Raw genomic sequence first — 17536 nt, 5'->3', positions numbered from 1 at the left:
ACGGTGGCAACACCAAGATTGAGGCAGAGCGCGATGTTGCGATGCGACAGGCCGCAGTCGAATTTGAGGCGTAACACCTCTTTGATTTTGTTCATAGGGGTTCTCTTTTTTGCCATTGCCGCGTCCTTACCATCACTGTGAGAAGGGTAAGGATAGCGAGCGATTGATTTAAAAGAGAAAAATGGAGGATTTCGGGCATTCCGATCGCGGTTTCCGCTATTCCGATCGCCGATTTCGGAGTGAGGCTAAAAGTGATCGGATAATCGCGGAATCAGTGATCGGTTTAAACCGAAATGGGTGATCGGATAATCCCGAAATGACTGATCGGAATGCTCCGAAATATGCAATTGAATAGAAATAAATTGAAGTCGTTTTGGACAATTCATTGCTATGGATGGAAAAGGAGTGGAATTGGTTTTGGTACTTTTATCGTTGTGTCTAGGATGAGTGAGAATGAAGTCCCCGTTTGTTGATCTGCCAATAGATGTGAGAACACACCTGGAAAACAGTGGTAATGGCCTCAGAGTTTCTAGCGGGACGATATTACTTTCAGCGTCAAATATCTGGAAGCATTGTTACTGGCTTCAAAAAGGGGCTGTTCGAATGTACTACCTAGATAGAGATGGACGTGAGCACAACAAAGCGTTCTTCCTGATGGGAGATTTTCTGTGGCCAGTTACAGAGCGATTAAGAAACTCCCCCAGTGGCTTTTTCATTGAAGCTTTGACTGATATTCAAGTAGTTTCATGGAAGGTTGAATCTTTGCAGAAACATTTTGATGAGGAAGAATGGCGTCACTTTGCGTTACTTTGGGTCGAAAGATTGCTCAACTCAAAACTCGAGAGGGAAAGAGATTGGCTACACTTGAATGCCAAAGAGCGCTACAAAAAGCTGTTTAAGACTAAGCAGGACTGGATTGAAAATATTCCAGACTTCCATCTAGCCAGTTACTTGGGATTGACTCCTGAATCTCTTTCGAGGATTAAACGCCAACTTACCAAATGATAAGGAGCACAACTGTTTGTCGATGCAAACTATCTCTGACTAGAAAATGGTGAGTAATAGGGAGCAAATGAAATGAACAGGTTACTTGGCGTGAGCTCAACGATATTGTTGGGGTTGATGGCAGGCTTTTTTGCTACATACAGCTTCAATGTGAATATGGCGATGCTTGAGGTCAATGGTGAGACCTATGCCAGCGTCCAATCTCTCTTTAACCAAAAAGTCAGGCATACAGCATTTTTTGTTTGTTTCTTTGGCGCGGGATTGCTGCCTTTGGTAACAGGGGTTTATTGGTTAAAGGAAAAACAAACCATGATAAGTTTGGGTTGGTTGCTGATTGCTCTGACTTACATCTTGGGAATTATTGTGTTTACCCGTTTAGTTAATCTTCCACTTAATTATTACACCGAGTCTTGGGACCCTTCAGTGCTGCCACCAGACTGGGAAGTTGTGAGAAAAGAATGGAATCGCGCCAATCTTTTCAGAGCCATCGTTTCGATAGCTGTATTTATCGGAGCGTTGCTTCTGAGGGAGTTTGTTACATGGGACAGGCGAGCACGGTAGGCTCTCTCTGTGGGCGTGATAGGTTTAACCGTTTCACTCGATGGTGCGAGTTTGGCTCACCTCATGGCCATCTGATTCAGTCGCGGTAAACAGTGCTACCAGGAACGGGAACAACGTTATATTTTGGTGTTAGCAGCGAAATCGGGCAAAGCCGCGAGCATGAGCAGAGTTGTAGCGAGAGTATTTTTCATTGTTTTTTGTCATAAATACGTTGAAGGCAAATCGCGTTCGCAATGAAACAATCGGTTGAAAAGTGTTAATTGCGATGTGTCCGTTAAGGATTAACCGTCAGTGATAAGCCTTAATGCTGGCTTAATCAACCTGCTGATTTTGAAAATATTAGGGGTTGAGTGACTTTCCCAATGAGCATGAAAGACGGCAGGTTTAGATGTTTGAACTGATCACTACAAGATTAACGCTGCGTGACTTCCGTCCAGAAGACTTATCGTCTTATTTCTGTATGACACAGGATGAAAAGTATCGGCGATTCTATTCTGCGGAAGATGTGAGTATGGAAAAGGCAGCATTTTTGGTGCACTTATTTCAAGAGCAGGCTACAGCCATTCCGCGTACTCACTTTCAGTTAGCGGTATGTGATAGGAATACTGGCGAGTTTATCGGAACAGCAGGGCTTAGACTTGAGTCGGAAGGAAAAGCCTCAGTGGGTTGTGGATTTAGACGTCAGTTTCATCACTCGGGTCTGGCTGAGGAAGCTATGATCTCGCTGTTGTCATTTGGCGTTAAATATCTTGGCATTAACTTGCTTTATGCTGAGACGCTTGCAGCGAACAAAGCGGCGATTCGCCTATGTAAGAAAATGGGAATGGTGGAAATAGAATACAGAGTAGGAGGCGTGCTGTTCGCCGATCGCAAATGGGATACTGTTGTTTTGAGTAAGTGGATTGAGACTGCCAATGAATGCAAAGAAGGTGTTTAAATGGATGTGCTCCGAGGGAAACTGCCATAAGAGTATGGTTTAACAGACTACTCTGACCAGTGCTATCAGTAATTGATAATTCGAACGTTCGTGCTATTTTTAATTTTAGAAGTTTGAGAATTGTAGAATGAGCAAAAAAAAACAGACGCGGGAACAGATACTGAACGTCGCCTTTGAAATGGCGAGTCAGGAAGGGTTGGAGAGCCTCACCATTGGAGAACTTGCTAAGCGGGTCGGTATGTCCAAAAGTGGGCTGTTTGCGCATTTTAACTCGCGCAGTAATCTTCAAGCTGCAGTGGTGATGTTTGCCGGTGAGTGTTTTGCTGCTCGTATCATCGTCCCTTGCCGGGAAGCATCACACCCAAGCATCGAAGCGAAGATCCGCCATATGCTGGATAACTGGTTAACCTGGAACAGCTCATTTCAGGGAAGTTGTATGTTTCTTGATGCCTGGCGTGAAAGCCATGATGACGAAGACCCGATGCAACAGGCATTGGAAGGAACAATCAAAAAGTGGCTGAGCTATCTGCATATTCAGTTCGAAAAAGGCATTGAATCCGGCGAGTTTCGTGAAGAATTGGACTGTTGGCAAGCTGTTTATGAGCTTTACGGTTTGTACCTGAGTAGCCATCTATTCAGAACACTGAAGTTAGAATCTCAAGGGGCGCAGAAGTTTTGGACGGGGATCGATGGCCTGTTCAATAAAGTCCGAAAATAACTAGCGGAAAGCAGACGAATACCCAGTCTGCTTTTTCTTTGAATACAAATAGCACGACCGTTCTAAAAATTGAGGAGCATCCATGAGTAGCAAAATCTACTTTGGCAATAACAACCGGTTCAGTTTTAGACGTGGAGCATTGAGCGTAGCCAGTCGGCTTCATTACAAAATTGCGCCGAAGCAAGCCGTAAAAACAGCGCGTCGTTTGTTTTTAACGCCGGCGAAAGGACGAGAAAGTAATCCTATGCCGGAAGGAATGGTGGTTGAAACCACATCAACAGCGCAAGGCAACATGATGACTTATAAGTTGGGTTCTGGGCCAACCTGGGTGCTGACACACGGTTGGTCTGGTTCTTCAAACCAGTTCTTTCCATTGATGGAATACATCGCTGAGGTAGGTTATACCGCACTTGCATATGACCACCCAGGCCATGGAAAAAGTGAGGGCAAAGAAGGGAGTATTCCCGCCTTCCTGAATGCCTTGGACGGTATTCTCAACCAGCAGGAAACGATTGAAGGTGTGTTAGCCCACTCCATGGGAGGTTCAACATTACTGGAAAGCGAGCATCCAGCGCTGCAAGGTAAGCCAATTATTCTGGTCGCGCCTGTTCTCAAGTACTGGGACAATCTATTCGGTACCATTGAAGCGTCTGGTTACTCAATTAAACTGTTCAAGGAGGTGATTGCATCAGTCGGGCGTGAATACAATGTCCGTATCGAAGATATCGATCCATTCGTTAAGCTGGGTAAACGCCAATCTCCGGTCGTGATCGTTCATGACAAAGGTGACCGTTTTGCGCCATTTGAAGTGTCAAAAGAAGCGACCATCTATGATCATGTGACCTTGGTGGAAACGGAAGGGTTGGGTCATGGGCGTGTGCTGAAAAGCGAATCATTGAAAGAAGCATTTTCTGACGTGGCTCGGTCGCTCAATTAACGTCTACCCAAATAGCTGAAGTTGATTGGGTAGAAAATCGCTGGTAAGAGAAACTTATGATTACACCTATTTATGCTGCGCTACTTTGTCTAGTGTTTATCTTCCTGGCGTTGAGGGTAGTTAAGTTTCGGCACGGCTATAAAGTGGCTTTGGGTGATGGTGATGAAAAGCTACTGAGAAAGGCGATTCGTGCACATGGTAATTTTGCAGAGTATGTACCGTTTGCCTTGATACTCATGCTTATGGTGGAACTCCAATTAGACCAGGGAAGCCAATACCTCCATATTCTGGGTGCTTTGTTGCTGATCGGGCGGTTGCTTCATGCTTATGCGGTGAGTCAACCCAGTGAACCTTTGGCATTCCGTGTTTACGGTATGTTTCTGACCTTTAGCGTTTTGATATCTTCAGCACTCTGGTCGCTATATCTAGGTATATTGTAAATATTATTATCCCGGTGTGTTATTCTCCTCTTGTCCTTCAATAAGCACACCGGAACTTCCCTTGAAGAAAATTGCTGTATTCGCAGATGTTCAAAACATTTATTACACCACCCGTCAAGCCTATGGTCGACAGTTTAACTATCGAAAACTCTGGCAACAGCTTCAGGAAATGGGAGAAGTGGTAGTTGCTAACGCGTATGCCATCCGCCGAGATGACGATCAGCAAATCAAGTTTCAGGATGCACTTCGCCATATCGGTTTTGAAGTAAAGCTTAAGCCTTTTATTCAACGCAGTGATGGTAGCTCCAAAGGTGACTGGGACGTCGGTATTGCTATTGATGTGATGGAAATGGCGCCAGAAGTTGATGCGGTGATTTTACTTTCTGGTGATGGCGACTTTGATTTACTGATGGATAAAGTACGTATCCGTTATGGCAAGGAGGCGATTGTGTTTGGAGTGCCTATGCTGACAGCTAATTCGTTGATAAACAGCGTTGATTGCTTTATGCGTATTGAAGACGACCTGTTGCTATAGTTCCAGCTTTAATAACATGACTTCGGGCTCAGGATTTTCAGCCTCGGTTTTTTGGAACCCTAGGGACTCCAGCAAATTCAAACATCCTATGTTCGTTTCAAGTGTTATCGCCACCACTTCTGCCAAATCAAGTGACTTTTTGGCCATGTCTAACACTGCAGTTGCGGCTTCTCTTGCATATCCTTGCCCTTGAAACTCAGGGAAAAAGCCAAACCCTAAATCAATGCCATCAAGAGAGTCTCTATCTATCAGCCCACACACTCCAATGGGATCTTCAGTATTTTTTAGTTCTACTGCCAATAAACCCATCATTGGTGTTTTATGCATTGGCAATAATGTTGATCGAAGATACACCGCGGCATCAATAGTAGAGCGAATATTTTTATCTCCCACAAAATGAAGAAAACCTTCAGTATTGTAGAGGCGGTTGATGAAACTAGCATCGTTTTCGTTAAGGTTCCGTAGTGTCAAGCGAGGCGTGATGAGGAGCGGTTGTGGCATGTAAAATCTCCAAGAAAAAAGAGTCCTTAAATCAGGACTCTTTCAGTGTAGATGAGTTATTTACCTGCGATGTTTAATCGTGCGAAACGGATAAGCGGAGAGTAGAACTGTCCAGCATAGTTTGGTAGTACGGTGTTACCTACCGCTTCAATTTCTTTGATCATGGTGTAGAAGTTACCCGCGACAGTGATGCCCCGTACTGGCTGGATTCGCTTGCCATCGCGGCACAGGAAGCCGCTGGCACCAAATGAAAAATCACCGCTGATAGCGTCTGCTCCGGAATGGACACCCTGCAAGTCAATCAGCTCAAGGTATTCACCTGCCGTGACTTCTGCTTCACTGCTGGTGCCTGCCCCAATGACATCATGTCGCGAACTGACGCTCAAGGTACCTTTTGGCGAGCGCCCTGCGTTGGCAGTGTGTGCAACTCCGAAATGTGCCGCTGTCGCCGAGTTGTGTAACAGGCCAACCAGCTCGCCATTCTCGATAAGCGGCGTGTCACCTGTTTCGAAGCCTTCGCCATCGAATGACTTAATAGCATGGCCGCCAGGCATGTATGCCACATCCCTGAAACTCAGCAGTGGACTTGCTACTTGCTGGCCAATCTTGTCACGCCAGGGGTTAATTCCACGTTTTGCCGATTCACCGGAGAATACGCTGCCAAAAGCACCCAGTACTTCGTTTAGACTTTCTTGCTCGAAAATCACCGAGTATTGGCCAGTCGCAATCGGCGTGCCTTCCAGCAGTGCTTCTGCCATGTCATAGGCATCGTTGATGACTTTCTCTGGCGTCAAGCCATCGAAGGTTCGTGCTACAGACGCAGCGACATGCATAGCTTGCTTATCATTGTGGTCAATTAACGCGGCGGTGTAACAGCTCAGCGAACGAGATTGGTGGAAACAGCGTGTTTCCAAGGTATTGCCTAACAGCGTGATGCCGCTACTCTCACTGTAACCATTGTAAGGCGCGCCTTTTGCCAATGGTTTTTCACGGATCTTCCCTTCAAGCGACAAAGCCAGCTCAATCTTCTGTTCTGGCGTCGCGTCGTCTTGTTGGTAAATCTCCGGGTATTTCGTGCTGATGTTCAGTCCTTCAGCTTGAATTTTTTGGAGAGGATCTTTCTTGGTAAAGCTGGCGTTGGTCAGCGCCTGATCGATCATTTGCGCCAAATTTTCTGGCTCGAGTGATTCAGAGTAGCTGATGGCGACATGCTCATCTTTTATCACTCGGACGCCGATGACCTGACTTGCGGTGACTTTATATTCTGAAAGTTCGCCTTGGTCAGCTTTCAGGCTAAAACTCTCGCTGCTAGATGCGATGACATCGGCCTGCGCACCACTTTTCTGTGCCAGTTCTAGCACCTGCTCGACGGCGTTTTCTAATGTTTTTTGCTCGCTCATTAGTTACCGCCTCCTACCAGAATGTTGTCGACTTTAAGTGCTGGTTGTCCGACGGTGGTGGGTACTGAACCACTGACCGAACCACACATGCCAGCAGCAAGTGCAAAATCTTTACCCACCATGCTGATTTCTTTAAGCACTTTAGGACCAGTGCTTATTAGCGTGGCGGATTTAAGCGGCTTGGTCACTTTACCGTCTTCAATCAAATACGCTTCCTGAACCGCAAAATTAAATTCACCAGTACCCGGTTGAACCGAGCCACCGCCCATTTTCTTAGCGTAGATACCACGTTCCACACCGCTTATCATGTCATCGAATGACGCGTCACCCGGTTCAATGAATGTGTTACGCATACGGGAGGTTGGGGCATATTTATAGGACTCTCGTCTACCAGATCCCGTGCGTTCGAATCCGGTTTTCAAGCTGCCCATGTGGTCGACCATAAAGCTTGTGAGCTTGCCGTCCTTAATCAGTTGGGTGTGCTGGGTTTCCATGCCTTCATCATCAATATTGATGGAGCCCCATTCGTTTGTCATTAAGCCATCATCAACCGCGCTAACAGCAGGATGGGCAATCATTTCACCCATTTTGTCGTAGAAGACAGATGCCTTCTTGGCGACAGCAGTGGTCTCCAACAAGTGGCCACATGCCTCGTGGAAAATCACACCGCCAAAACCATTACCAATCACAACCGGCATTTCACCGGATGGACAAGCATCTGCACCGAGTTTAATCAATGCTTGCTTTGCGGCTACCTCGCCAAGCTCCTCTGGATCAACATGAGAGTTGAACTCCCAGCCAGAAAGCATACCCGGCGCTTCGTAACCGGTAGATTGCTCGTTACCATGTGTGGCAACAACAGAGGAGGCGATACGGGTATAGTGGCGGGTATCTAGAACGTGCAGACCGGTAGAGTTGAAGATTTCTATCTGCTGCTCGCGTTGGGCGATACGACCAATGATTTGAGAGATTTTATCGCTCTGCGACCGGGCTTTCGCATCGACACGTCTGAGAAACGCAATTTTCTCTTCGACATGGTTGTTTGCCGAGAAAGGCATGCTCACCGGATGGCGATCATCATGTTGGGTGAAGTTCAATGCGCCGGCTTTTGCGATTTGGTCACGTTTATCTTTTGCGCAGAGCAGGGAAGTAACCTGCTTAAGTTTTTCTTCGTCCAAACTGTTGGTATAGCCGTAAAGCACTTTGTGACCAAAAAAAAGACGAATACCGATACCGAAGTCGATACCCGAATTCACTTTATCAACTTCACCGGAAAGTAACTCTACGCTTCCTGAATGCTGTCGTTCAACGAACAACTCCGCAAAATCCGCGCCCAAGAACAGAGCGTGGTCAATCACTGCTTTGGCAGTGCTGGTATTTAACATTCCTTCCTCCTAAATAGAGTCAGTTTCCTCATTTGTTACTTTGAGATTAACAGCTTGCAAGCAGAGCACCAATCGTGTGTGCCTTTTAGTGATATAGGTGCAGACTGTTTGATTAAAATTCATTCAAAACATTTACGTAATGTAGAAATTGTACTTTCGTATCTGCACGGGGTTGATACACTGCTGAGCCTGACAATGATCAGCGTACTGATAGGAACCTTCATGGCCGACAAGTTAACTAAAAAAGTCCCGACCAATATCATCACCGGTTTCCTCGGTGTAGGTAAGACAACCGCCATTCTCAATCTGCTCAAACAAAAACCAGAAAATGAAAACTGGGCTGTGCTCGTGAATGAGTTTGGTGAAGTGGGCGTTGATGGAGCTTTCCTTAGTGAGCAGGGCGCGATGGTGAAAGAGGTTCCGGGTGGTTGCATGTGCTGTGTGGCGGGATTACCCATGGCTATCGGCATCAACGCACTGTTGGCACAAAATCCGGATCGATTGTTGATTGAACCAACTGGTTTGGGACACCCTAAAGACATTATCGGTAAGCTGCTTTCAGAGCATTACGAAAATTATATCGAGCTGAATGCGACGATTACTTTGGTTGATCCGCGTAACTTTGCGGATGCGCGTTATACCGAAAACCAGAACTTCCGCGATCAGTTGGCATTGGCAGACGTGGTGGTGGCGAACAAAGCCGACCTCAGTTCACCAGCCGACATTGAAGCGTTCGATGACTATGTCAAAAGCGCTGAAATCGCGAAGTTAGCATCAGGGTATGTTGAACAAGGACAACTCAACCCTGACTGGTTAGCCTTGCCGAGAGTCGACCGTAATGCGCAGTTTGGGCACCATCATTCACACGACGATGACGAAATGCCTCCGTTTGAGCTGGAGCCGGGTGAGAAATACCGTCGCAAAGAAAACAAAGGGCAGGGCTATGTCAGTTGTGGTTGGGTGTTCGAACCGACAATCATTTTTCCTTTCGATTCTCTCTATGGTCTGTTTGCGAACTTGAATGCGGAACGGGTGAAAGCCGTGATGAATACCGATGACGGTATGTTTGCATTCAATGTCGTGAACCAGATGGTGACAGTCAGTCCAATAAGTTTGCAAGGCGTTGAGTCCCGCGTCGAAGTTATCGATAAAGAACTGCTACCTTGGGACGAGCTTGAATACATCCTGCTGTCGTTCATCTCAGAATAATTGTCACGCCCGGCTAAATGCCGGGCGTTTTCATCGGAAAAGGAATTCAGCGTGATGAAGGAAGAGATAAAGGCAAAGTTTGAGAGTTACCCAGAGCCGACAAAATCTAGATTACTACAACTTAGGGAACTGATTTTCGCTGTCGCAGCTGAAAGCGGTGTTAGTGTCGACGAGAGTCTGAAATGGGGTGAACCTAGCTATTCTGTAAAAGGCGGGACGCCGCTGAGGTTTGATTGGAAATCGAAATCGCCAGAATCAATTTCTATTTTCTTTCACTGCCAAAGTTTGATGATTGATACGCTGAAGGAAGTGATGCCAGAGGCGTTTAATTATTCTGGAAACCGTGAGCTCTCGTTCCCATTAAATCAGCCTTTTCCGGATAAGGCTTTGAGGGTTTGCATTGAAGCGGCGTTCACTTATCAATCGAGAAGAAAACAGCCACTTCTTGGCCTCTAGCTCCGAGCTTTATCAAGCCGCAATAATGTTGTTGCGTACTAAACCACGCCTTACGTTGTTACACATCTTGCCAAAACGGCGAATTTCGTCGAATTGCGGTGTGATACCGCGAGACATAGCTGATTCCCAATAACTCAGTTCTGAGTCCACTATTTCCAGCAGCTTCTTTGGACAACCAATACAGTTACCTTCTGGGCCGCACACAAAAGTGTCGGATTCGTAGAGAGGAAGCTCCTGCTTTACCTGCTCAATAATCTGTTTCATTGCATCCATGCGAGTCGGTTTTTTAGCCATTTTTATGACTCGCTTGGGTCTGTTGCCCTTTGGTGGTTAAATCTTGTTCTCGCTATAAGCGTTTTAGGCGCGGCGAGGTGTGTGCCGCCTAGTCATTCTAAGCAAATACACCTTAACAAAGCATAAAACGCTTAGAGCAGAACCCTTCGGGCAGCGTTTGTGGGAATTTCTGCTGCGTTATCGGATTCTCATGTAGGCTAGCTACACGTCGAAGACTCTGCCTTGCACAAAATCCCCACAAACTGCTGCAAAAATCATCACCAAAGGTCAACAGGCCCTAATAAAGGGAGCGAAATCTTACGCCTCCTTGAAATCGCTGTCTAGCAGCACATAAATCACGGGTATGTAATTGGCTTGTTGTGCCAGTGTTAACCCTTAATATTTCTAAACAATTCGACGTAGATCCTCACTGAATCCTTCTTTCGTACCCTAAATGAAAATTGATATAGATCAATTAACAAGAGTGCCACGGGTACTCGACATCACACTAAGCATCTCACTTCTTTGTTTGAACGTGTTTTCAAAGCCCATTTTTCGAGTTGTTTATGATTGAGGTACAACGATGTTAGAAACCCTTATGCTCTCGCGAATACAGTTCGCCGCGAACATCAGTTTCCACATACTCTTCCCGACCATCACCATTGCACTTGGCTGGATGCTGGTGTTTTTGAAACTCCGCTTTAACCGAACCCAAGATTCGGCTTGGCTGGATCTTTATTACTTCTGGGTCAAAGTATTCGCTCTGACTTTCGCGCTTGGTGTGGTTTCGGGTATTACCATGAGCTTCCAGTTTGGTACTAACTGGCCGGGCTTTATGGAGCAAGTCGGCAATGTGGCAGGGCCGTTACTCGGTTATGAGGTAATGACTGCCTTCTTTATGGAAGCGACTTTCCTCGGGGTGATGTTGTTTGGACGTAACCGCGTTGCCGAATGGGTACATACGCTGGCGACTTTCTTGGTGGCCATCGGAACATCATTGTCGGCCTTCTGGATTCTGGTGCTCAACAGTTGGATGCACACTCCTGCGGGCTATGAGTTGATTGACGGTATTGTTCACGTCACCAGCTGGAAGGAGGTGATTTTTAACCCCTCCATGCCATACCGCCTCGCACATACCTTGTTGGCATCGGGTTTGACCGCAAGCTTTTTGATTGCCGGTATCAGCGCCTACCAATACCTGAAAAAACCAGACCACAAACCTGCCCGAAACGGACTGAGAGTCGCATTGCTGGCGGCAGCAGGTCTAATTCCGGTTCAGATTTTTGTTGGTGATTTACATGGATTGAATACCCTTGAACATCAACCGGAAAAAATTGCGGCGATGGAAGGCGTTTGGGAAACACAAAATGGTGCGCCTTTACTTTTGTTTGCTGTGCCCAATGAAGAAACCCGTTCCAACGATTTTGAAGTTGGGATTCCGAAGTTGGCGAGCCTGATTCTGACACATGACTTGAATGGTAAATTGGTGGGATTGAATGATTTTGAGGGCCATCCCCCAGTGTCTCCTCTGTTTTATGGTTTCAGGATCATGGTTGGTGTTGGCGTTCTGATGCTGCTGGTGGCGGGGTATGGAGCTTTCAAAATATTGAAGAAGCTCGAACTTCCAAAACCCTACCTGTATGTATTGGTCGCAATGACTTTCTCAGGTTGGGTTGCCTCCTTGGCAGGTTGGTATGTGACTGAGATAGGCCGTCAACCTTGGCTGGTCAATGGCGTGCTTCGCACTTCGGATGCCGTTACAACGGTTTCTAGCGGCAATGTCATGTTATCACTGGTGATGTATTTGGTTGTTTATGCCGTTTTACTCGTTGCCTATATTCGTACGCTTTTCTATCTCGCAAGGAAAGGATTGAACGCTGAATCAACTGAGCCAAATAAAAACCTTAAGGAGGCCTGCGCTTGATGGACTATTTACCGGAAATTTACCTGCTGCTCCTTGGCTTCTCCGCGTTCATGTACGCGATTTTAGATGGCTATGATCTTGGTGTGGGGATGTTGCTCCCTTCCAACAATGAAGCGCACCGTGACCGGATGATTGCATCCATTGGCCCTTTCTGGGATGCAAACGAAACCTGGCTGGTATTGGCGGTTGGCATTTTGCTGATTGCCTTCCCAACTGCTCACAGTCTGATTCTGACCGAGCTCTACTTGCCCACAGCGTTTATGCTGATTGCGTTGATCATGCGTGGGGTGGCGTTTGACTTCCGTGCCAAGGCAAAGGCTGATAGAAAGGATAACTGGGACCTATGCTTTAAAGCGGGCTCACTGATCGCTTCGCTTTCCCAAGGCTACATGATGGGTCGCTACATTATGGGCTTTGAGGATTCAGCCTCAGCTTACGGGTTTGCGGTATTGAGTTCGCTCTGTGTGACTGCAGCATATGTGTATATCGGTGGTGCTTGGTTGGTGCTGAAAACTGACGGGGAATTGCAAGTCAGAGCTGCCAGATGGTCACGACGTGCAGGTTGGTTGGCAGCGTTGGGTATTGCGGCGGTCAGTATCGTCAATCCGCTAGTGAATGAACAAGTCGCAGCCCGCTGGTTTAGTTTCCCAGAAATGCTGTTACTTGCGCCAGTGCCGCTGGTGGTGATGTCTATTATCTATTTGGTTGACCGATATTTGCGTCAGGTACCCGTAAAAGATGATTTGGGAGCAAGGTGGCCTTTCTTCGGCGTCAGCCTGATCTTTGCACTGAGTTTTCTTGGACTGGCTAACAGCTTCTTCCCGGATGTCGTGCCAGGAATCATGACTGCGAATGAAGCAGCGAGTGCGCCTGCAACCCTTATGATAGTGGGTGTGGGTGCAGCTATCGTGATGCCAATGATACTGCTTTACACCTTTATGATTTATCGAATATTTAAAGGGAAAGCGACAGAGTTAAGTTATTTATAAAAAGTCACCTATAAAAAGTAAAATGGGCACCTAGTGAGGTGCCCATTTTCATTGTCAATTCAGTTGGGGCTGGGGTAGGGTGATCATTCACCAGTAAAAGGAGTTTACGATGTCAAAACCTGCCAGCTACAAAGGCCAGTGCTTGTGCGGTCAAATTCAATATGAAGTGATTCATATCGAGCCTAAGATGGGGCATTGTCACTGTTCAATGTGTCGAAAATTTCATGGTGCCGCATTCGCTACTTTTGGTGAAGCCAAAGAGGAGGATTTCCGGTTCACGAAAGGCAAAGACAAACTGAAAGTCTATGTGGCGGAAAATGACACCAAAAGAACCTTCTGTGAAAATTGTGGATCCAGCCTGCTTTTTGAGGCTGCTAACAGTGACGGTAGCTTGGTTGAGTTTACGCTTGGCACGCTGGAAACTGATGTTCCACTCAAGCCTGATGCGCATATTTTCAAGAAATTTAAAGCGCAGTGGTATGACATTACCGATGAATTGCCGCAGTTTGATGAGGGGAGAGAGCACTAAAGGTCTGGCTACTTGGCACATTGAACCAAAGTAAAGTGTTCTCACTAAAAACCGAATATTGAGAACTTCGCCGCGTCTTTTCGAATAGTATACGACCCAGACTTACCTGCAGGATATCCTCAATCTCATAAAAGAATGTCGAGATTTGAGGTGCTTGTGATTAACAGTTGGTCTTTAACAGTGTTGGGTGGCATTTTAGCTAGCACTTCTTTTTTGGGAAGCACGATTGCGGCAGAAAATGTGCCGACTCCGGCCATCGTTGATGGGGCTTATGTGCAGATTGGTGATGTGCCTTGGCAAGCTGCTCTGATTGATGATTCAGGCAAATTCTGCGGTGGTATCATTATCGGTCAGCGTCACATTTTAACGGCTGCACACTGTGTTGTGGAAGTGAGTACGTCAACGCTGAATGTCGTCACTGGCTATGAAGATGTTGCGTATATCCCTGATGAGAATATCTCTGCAGTCTCAAAAATCGATGTACACCCAGACTATGATGATGAGTGGTTAACATCAGATATTGCTGTGATTCACCTCTCTTCAGATATCGCTGCTTCTGCGACTCCCGTATCAATTCTACCTTTATTAAAGCAGGGTGACTTGGATGCCCAATTTTCGGTGGCAGCGACCGAAAATCTATTCGTATCTGGATGGGGAAGAACGGGAACGACAGAATCAGGCAGTCGATTCTTAAAGCATACTTTAATGACAGGTATGGATGATTTAAGTTGCTATGGAAGTGACTCTCAATCCTTTATCTGTGCAAACAGTGAGAGAGCAACGGGTGTTTGTTTCGGAGATTCTGGTGGCCCACTAATTTGGCAGGATCCATCTGCGGTATCCGATAACGATAGAGGCTATGTGGCGGTTGGCGTTGTTAGCTACACATCAAGATATGGATGTGGATTAGTTGATTACGCAGATGGTTTTACGCAGATTTCAACGTTCTACGACTGGATTGATGAAAAAATGGGTGGCTATGAACGACCGGACGTTACTTTCACAACGGACATCTTTAATCTGAATTCTAGCTATGAGCCCGACAGAACCATTCCGTTAACCCAAAGTACCAGCGGAGGTGGCGGTTCAATTCCCCTTTGGTTACTGACACTGATGGTGCTTGCTGCTTTTATAAGAGTCTCAAGCCAGAAAGCTCATCGCTAAAAACCAAGCCGGAGGATTGAAAAATCTCTCCGGCTTTTTCGTGTGGGTTAGAGAGACAGACACATGGTGTGGGAAAGCTTCTCAAACCCGATATGCTCATAGAAACCAACCGCATTCTGATTGAATGACATCACTTCCAAGCGGACTTCCACAGCGCCATTTTCTTCCGCCCACTTTTTGCAGGCATCGATAAGTGCACGGCCAATACCTTTGGTTTGAATACTCTGGTCAACCACAATGGTATTTAGGCGGCAAATGAGTGCGTTGGTGAGAAATGGAACGGTCTCATTTTTGTCCAGCCTTGCCATGGTATATCCGACGATCTGGCCTTTTAAATCAGCTACGGCAAACCACCAGGCATCATCTTGGATTTTGGAAAGCAGAAAACGTTTGTCTTCTTGTGATGGAGGGTTAAATGCATTCGGTGCGTTATCGAAGTGTGTTTGGGCAATCTGTTTATAGATACCGAATATCTCATCGATATCGGATGGGGTGGCTTGTCGTATTACCAAGTTTAATTTCCTTTCGTTTCCACGCGTTCCATCAGAAAGTTAGTGATAACAGCGCTCCGAATGTTTACCTGCTGTTCTTTCACCACATTAAAACCCATACGCTCGAAAAACGGGCGTGCGGTGATACTGACATGAGCGTGATAGAGATTGAGCCCGGACTGACTTCCTTCGCTAAATAGGGCCTGCATCAGAGCTTTGCCCACCCCTTTCCCTTGAAATGCCATGTCACAAAAGAAGTGATCAATAAGCCCGTCATGTTGAATATCGGCGTAACCGGCAATTTTCCCTTTAACTTCTGCAACAAAGGGATTGAGGTCTTCAATCTTATTGGCCCAGATCTCTGCATTGAACCCGGTCGGCGCCCAAGCCTCAACTTGTGCTTGTGAATAGTCCTTGATGTTGACGTTGCGGACAGTGTTAAAGAATAGTGACCAAAGCAATGGTGCATCGCCTTCGCGATAACGGCGAATTTTAATCATGATGATGCTTTTCTGTGGCTGTTTTTTTGAAGTAAACAAGACTAAGTAAGATGAAAAAAGCGATAAATACACCGGAGTCGATGAGCAGTTTTCCAAGATGAAAGCCTTCGTTGAAGATGTCGTATTGAAAGCCGAATCGGCTTAAGACCCATTCAGCGAAAAGGTTTGATGCAACGCCGATAATGATAAACCACCAAACGGGAAGGCGACCAATATTCATACAATTCCTTGTAAGTTTCGAGTGGATTGAAAAGGTTATCGCTTAAAAAATGGAAAGGGCAGATTTCTCTGCCCTTTTGTGTAGATAGTATCATTGGGCGGTTAGGCGTAAGAAGCGGTGAGCGTCATCCAATTGCGTTTCTGCTTTTGAAAATCAGATTTCAGAATCTGTAACTGCTGCACCAGAATAGCTCGCTCGTATTTCTTCAAGAGGTTTCGTTTCTTGAGGTCGAGTAAGCGTTTTTTCGCTTCATAGTAATCACTCATGCGCGCCACCAGTGCTTCATATTCTTGCTCAACAATCTGTAATCGGTGCGTTGCATTTGGCGCAAGGCTTAGACGCGCTTGAATATTTTTCAGCATCATCCTCGCCTTTGCTTTTTCAATGCGATCCGGCGGTGTGATGCGGAGCTTTTTGGTCAGTCCCAGCCAACTGCTCGATTTGATGAGCCACTTGGTTGGATCAAATTGCCACCAGTGAATGCCATTGCGGTAATCGTTCTCAAAGATATGGTGGAAATTATGGTAGCCTTCACCGAAGGTCAGGAATGCCAGAATACCATTATCACGCGCTGTGTTTTTCTGGGTGTACGGTTGATTGCCCCAGATGTGTGCCAGCGAGTTGATAAAGAAAGTACAGTGATGATTGAGAACCAGACGGGTGAAACCAATCAGAATAATGGCACCCCAAAAATCGCCATGAATGAGACCGAAAGCGATGGGAATACCGAAGTTAGTAGCAATGACCAGCGGTAGGTAATACTTATGTTGCCACATCACTATTTTGTCTTTCTGCAGATCGCGGCAATTACTGTAGTCAGAATAGCGGTGTTTCTGGTATTCACGCAGCATCCAGCCGATGTGAGAGTACCAAAAGCCACGGTTGGCAGAGTATGGGTCTACGTCATTGTCGTCAACGTGGCGGTGGTGTACGCGGTGATCAGAGGACCAGTGAAGAATACTGTTTTGGACAGCGTAGGCTCCGCCAAGAGCAAAAATGAATTTCAGAACAGGGTGGGCTTCATAGGTTTTGTGTGACCAAAGACGGTGGTAACCCGCTGTGATTGACATACCGCTAAATGTGAAAGCGACAAGCAACATCGCGATTTGTGCCCAGTCAAATCCATGATAGTAAGCCCAAATTGGCGTACCAATTATCGCCACCGCAAAAGTAGCGACAAACACCGAGACATTCAGCCAAATGATCGGCGGTTTATTTGTGTTAGTTGATTCCATGTTAAATACCGCAAAATTCCAGCGTACACATGTACGCTAGAATAGTGACTGGTATCTAGGGGGTCAAGATAGCTGTTAACAATTTGTCTCAATTTCGCCGTCTAATTTGGTGACTCGCTCGAAAGTA

Annotated in this window: 21 protein-coding genes; 13 read left to right on the top strand and 8 right to left on the bottom strand. The window is 46.3% G+C overall.

All coding sequences use genetic code 11. The features are described from left to right. The first annotated feature begins 453 nt into the window (after window positions 1–453). From GMA8713_RS18680 to GMA8713_RS18650, 7 genes are all read left to right on the top strand, one after another. Window positions 454–1005: a Crp/Fnr family transcriptional regulator gene (locus GMA8713_RS18680; protein ID WP_062713086.1), complete on the top strand. Its 552-nt coding sequence runs from the start codon at window positions 454–456 to the stop codon at window positions 1003–1005. Between the two features lie 72 nt (window positions 1006–1077). Next, entirely contained in the window at window positions 1078–1566 is a 489-nt protein-coding gene (locus GMA8713_RS18675) for an anthrone oxygenase family protein (RefSeq protein ID WP_062713084.1), read from the top strand. 388 nt (window positions 1567–1954) lie between these two features. Beyond that, window positions 1955–2503: a GNAT family N-acetyltransferase gene (locus GMA8713_RS18670; protein WP_062713082.1), complete on the top strand. Its 549-nt coding sequence runs from the start codon at window positions 1955–1957 to the stop codon at window positions 2501–2503. Window positions 2504–2630: 127 nt separating this feature from the next. Continuing rightward, window positions 2631–3221 carry a TetR/AcrR family transcriptional regulator gene (locus tag GMA8713_RS18665; RefSeq protein WP_062713081.1) on the top strand — a complete coding sequence of 197 codons (591 nt, stop codon included), beginning with the start codon at window positions 2631–2633 and terminating at the stop codon, window positions 3219–3221. Between the two features lie 82 nt (window positions 3222–3303). Beyond that, entirely contained in the window at window positions 3304–4158 is an 855-nt protein-coding gene (locus GMA8713_RS18660) for an alpha/beta fold hydrolase (protein ID WP_062713078.1), read from the top strand. 56 nt (window positions 4159–4214) lie between these two features. Further along, window positions 4215–4598 (top strand): MAPEG family protein, encoded by a 384-nt coding sequence (locus tag GMA8713_RS18655; RefSeq protein ID WP_062713077.1) that lies wholly within the window; start codon window positions 4215–4217, stop codon window positions 4596–4598. Window positions 4599–4659: 61 nt separating this feature from the next. Next, entirely contained in the window at window positions 4660–5133 is a 474-nt protein-coding gene (locus GMA8713_RS18650; protein ID WP_062713076.1) for an NYN domain-containing protein, read from the top strand. On the opposite strand, the gene GMA8713_RS18645 is transcribed toward GMA8713_RS18650, so the two are convergent. From GMA8713_RS18645 to GMA8713_RS18635, 3 genes are read right to left on the bottom strand one after another with little or no spacing between them, the layout of a single operon-like run. Next, the gene (locus tag GMA8713_RS18645) at window positions 5128–5634 is read right to left on the bottom strand and encodes a GNAT family N-acetyltransferase (RefSeq protein ID WP_062713075.1); all 507 of its coding nucleotides are present in this window, start codon (window positions 5632–5634) and stop codon (window positions 5128–5130) included. The genes GMA8713_RS18650 and GMA8713_RS18645 overlap by 6 nt on opposite strands. 56 nt (window positions 5635–5690) lie before the next feature. Further along, window positions 5691–7034 (bottom strand): TldD/PmbA family protein, encoded by a 1344-nt coding sequence (locus GMA8713_RS18640; RefSeq protein WP_062713074.1) that lies wholly within the window; start codon window positions 7032–7034, stop codon window positions 5691–5693. Further along, window positions 7034–8419 (bottom strand): TldD/PmbA family protein, encoded by a 1386-nt coding sequence (locus tag GMA8713_RS18635; protein WP_062713073.1) that lies wholly within the window; start codon window positions 8417–8419, stop codon window positions 7034–7036. The genes GMA8713_RS18640 and GMA8713_RS18635 overlap by 1 nt, the downstream gene beginning before the upstream one ends. Before the next feature lie 222 nt (window positions 8420–8641). Here GMA8713_RS18635 and GMA8713_RS18630 point away from each other — a divergent pair, with 222 nt between their 5' ends. Both GMA8713_RS18630 and GMA8713_RS18625 read left to right on the top strand, forming a co-directional pair. Beyond that, entirely contained in the window at window positions 8642–9628 is a 987-nt protein-coding gene (locus GMA8713_RS18630; RefSeq protein WP_062713072.1) for a CobW family GTP-binding protein, read from the top strand. A gap of 54 nt (window positions 9629–9682) precedes the next feature. Continuing rightward, window positions 9683–10084: a DUF1801 domain-containing protein gene (locus tag GMA8713_RS18625; RefSeq protein WP_062713071.1), complete on the top strand. Its 402-nt coding sequence runs from the start codon at window positions 9683–9685 to the stop codon at window positions 10082–10084. A 12-nt stretch (window positions 10085–10096) separates the two neighbouring features. On the opposite strand, the gene GMA8713_RS18620 is transcribed toward GMA8713_RS18625, so the two are convergent. Next, window positions 10097–10378, bottom strand: a complete 282-nt coding sequence (locus GMA8713_RS18620; RefSeq protein ID WP_062713069.1) for a hypothetical protein — start codon at window positions 10376–10378, stop codon at window positions 10097–10099. A gap of 562 nt (window positions 10379–10940) precedes the next feature. On the opposite strand from GMA8713_RS18620, the gene GMA8713_RS18615 reads away from it, so the two are divergent. The 4 genes from GMA8713_RS18615 to GMA8713_RS18600 all read left to right on the top strand — a co-directional run bounded on the left by GMA8713_RS18615 (window position 10941) and on the right by GMA8713_RS18600 (window position 14963). Continuing rightward, window positions 10941–12281 carry a cytochrome ubiquinol oxidase subunit I gene (locus tag GMA8713_RS18615; RefSeq protein ID WP_062713067.1) on the top strand — a complete coding sequence of 447 codons (1341 nt, stop codon included), beginning with the start codon at window positions 10941–10943 and terminating at the stop codon, window positions 12279–12281. Further along, complete coding sequence (locus GMA8713_RS18610) at window positions 12278–13270, top strand: cytochrome d ubiquinol oxidase subunit II (protein WP_062713059.1); 993 nt, start codon at window positions 12278–12280, stop codon at window positions 13268–13270. The genes GMA8713_RS18615 and GMA8713_RS18610 overlap by 4 nt, the downstream gene beginning before the upstream one ends. 109 nt (window positions 13271–13379) lie before the next feature. Next, complete coding sequence (locus GMA8713_RS18605; RefSeq protein ID WP_062713057.1) at window positions 13380–13799, top strand: GFA family protein; 420 nt, start codon at window positions 13380–13382, stop codon at window positions 13797–13799. Window positions 13800–14012: 213 nt separating this feature from the next. Continuing rightward, window positions 14013–14963 carry a serine protease gene (locus GMA8713_RS18600; protein WP_198159542.1) on the top strand — a complete coding sequence of 317 codons (951 nt, stop codon included), beginning with the start codon at window positions 14013–14015 and terminating at the stop codon, window positions 14961–14963. A gap of 47 nt (window positions 14964–15010) precedes the next feature. Here the strand turns inward: GMA8713_RS18600 and GMA8713_RS18595 are convergent, their stop codons facing one another. The 4 genes from GMA8713_RS18595 to GMA8713_RS18580 all read right to left on the bottom strand — a co-directional run bounded on the left by GMA8713_RS18595 (window position 15011) and on the right by GMA8713_RS18580 (window position 17409). Then, a complete protein-coding gene (locus tag GMA8713_RS18595) occupies window positions 15011–15475 on the bottom strand; it encodes a GNAT family N-acetyltransferase (protein WP_062713053.1) in 465 nt (154 codons plus the stop codon). A 2-nt stretch (window positions 15476–15477) separates the two neighbouring features. Then, window positions 15478–15954, bottom strand: a complete 477-nt coding sequence (locus tag GMA8713_RS18590) for a GNAT family N-acetyltransferase (RefSeq protein ID WP_062713052.1) — start codon at window positions 15952–15954, stop codon at window positions 15478–15480. Then, complete coding sequence (locus tag GMA8713_RS18585) at window positions 15947–16174, bottom strand: hypothetical protein (RefSeq protein WP_062713050.1); 228 nt, start codon at window positions 16172–16174, stop codon at window positions 15947–15949. The genes GMA8713_RS18590 and GMA8713_RS18585 overlap by 8 nt, the downstream gene beginning before the upstream one ends. A 101-nt stretch (window positions 16175–16275) precedes the next feature. Beyond that, entirely contained in the window at window positions 16276–17409 is a 1134-nt protein-coding gene (locus GMA8713_RS18580) for a fatty acid desaturase (protein WP_062713048.1), read from the bottom strand. Window positions 17410–17536 lie beyond the last annotated feature (127 nt).

Source organism: Grimontia marina (genome assembly GCF_900060185.1).
Lineage (GTDB): Bacteria > Pseudomonadota > Gammaproteobacteria > Enterobacterales > Vibrionaceae > Enterovibrio > Enterovibrio marinus.
Note: the sequence above shows the minus strand (reverse complement) of the source record. Positions and strands in the feature narration are given on the sequence as shown.

Coding starts and splice junctions, on each gene's coding strand:
- GMA8713_RS18680 (WP_062713086.1), top strand. CDS start 454: ATGAAGTCCCCGTTTGTTGATCTGCCAATAGATGTGAGAACACACCTG.
- GMA8713_RS18675 (WP_062713084.1), top strand. CDS start 1,078: ATGAACAGGTTACTTGGCGTGAGCTCAACGATATTGTTGGGGTTGATG.
- GMA8713_RS18670 (WP_062713082.1), top strand. CDS start 1,955: ATGTTTGAACTGATCACTACAAGATTAACGCTGCGTGACTTCCGTCCA.
- GMA8713_RS18665 (WP_062713081.1), top strand. CDS start 2,631: ATGAGCAAAAAAAAACAGACGCGGGAACAGATACTGAACGTCGCCTTT.
- GMA8713_RS18660 (WP_062713078.1), top strand. CDS start 3,304: ATGAGTAGCAAAATCTACTTTGGCAATAACAACCGGTTCAGTTTTAGA.
- GMA8713_RS18655 (WP_062713077.1), top strand. CDS start 4,215: ATGATTACACCTATTTATGCTGCGCTACTTTGTCTAGTGTTTATCTTC.
- GMA8713_RS18645 (WP_062713075.1), bottom strand. CDS start 5,634: ATGCCACAACCGCTCCTCATCACGCCTCGCTTGACACTACGGAACCTT.
- GMA8713_RS18640 (WP_062713074.1), bottom strand. CDS start 7,034: ATGAGCGAGCAAAAAACATTAGAAAACGCCGTCGAGCAGGTGCTAGAA.
- GMA8713_RS18635 (WP_062713073.1), bottom strand. CDS start 8,419: ATGTTAAATACCAGCACTGCCAAAGCAGTGATTGACCACGCTCTGTTC.
- GMA8713_RS18630 (WP_062713072.1), top strand. CDS start 8,642: ATGGCCGACAAGTTAACTAAAAAAGTCCCGACCAATATCATCACCGGT.
- GMA8713_RS18625 (WP_062713071.1), top strand. CDS start 9,683: ATGAAGGAAGAGATAAAGGCAAAGTTTGAGAGTTACCCAGAGCCGACA.
- GMA8713_RS18620 (WP_062713069.1), bottom strand. CDS start 10,378: ATGGCTAAAAAACCGACTCGCATGGATGCAATGAAACAGATTATTGAG.
- GMA8713_RS18615 (WP_062713067.1), top strand. CDS start 10,941: ATGTTAGAAACCCTTATGCTCTCGCGAATACAGTTCGCCGCGAACATC.
- GMA8713_RS18605 (WP_062713057.1), top strand. CDS start 13,380: ATGTCAAAACCTGCCAGCTACAAAGGCCAGTGCTTGTGCGGTCAAATT.
- GMA8713_RS18590 (WP_062713052.1), bottom strand. CDS start 15,954: ATGATTAAAATTCGCCGTTATCGCGAAGGCGATGCACCATTGCTTTGG.
- GMA8713_RS18585 (WP_062713050.1), bottom strand. CDS start 16,174: ATGAATATTGGTCGCCTTCCCGTTTGGTGGTTTATCATTATCGGCGTT.
- GMA8713_RS18580 (WP_062713048.1), bottom strand. CDS start 17,409: ATGGAATCAACTAACACAAATAAACCGCCGATCATTTGGCTGAATGTC.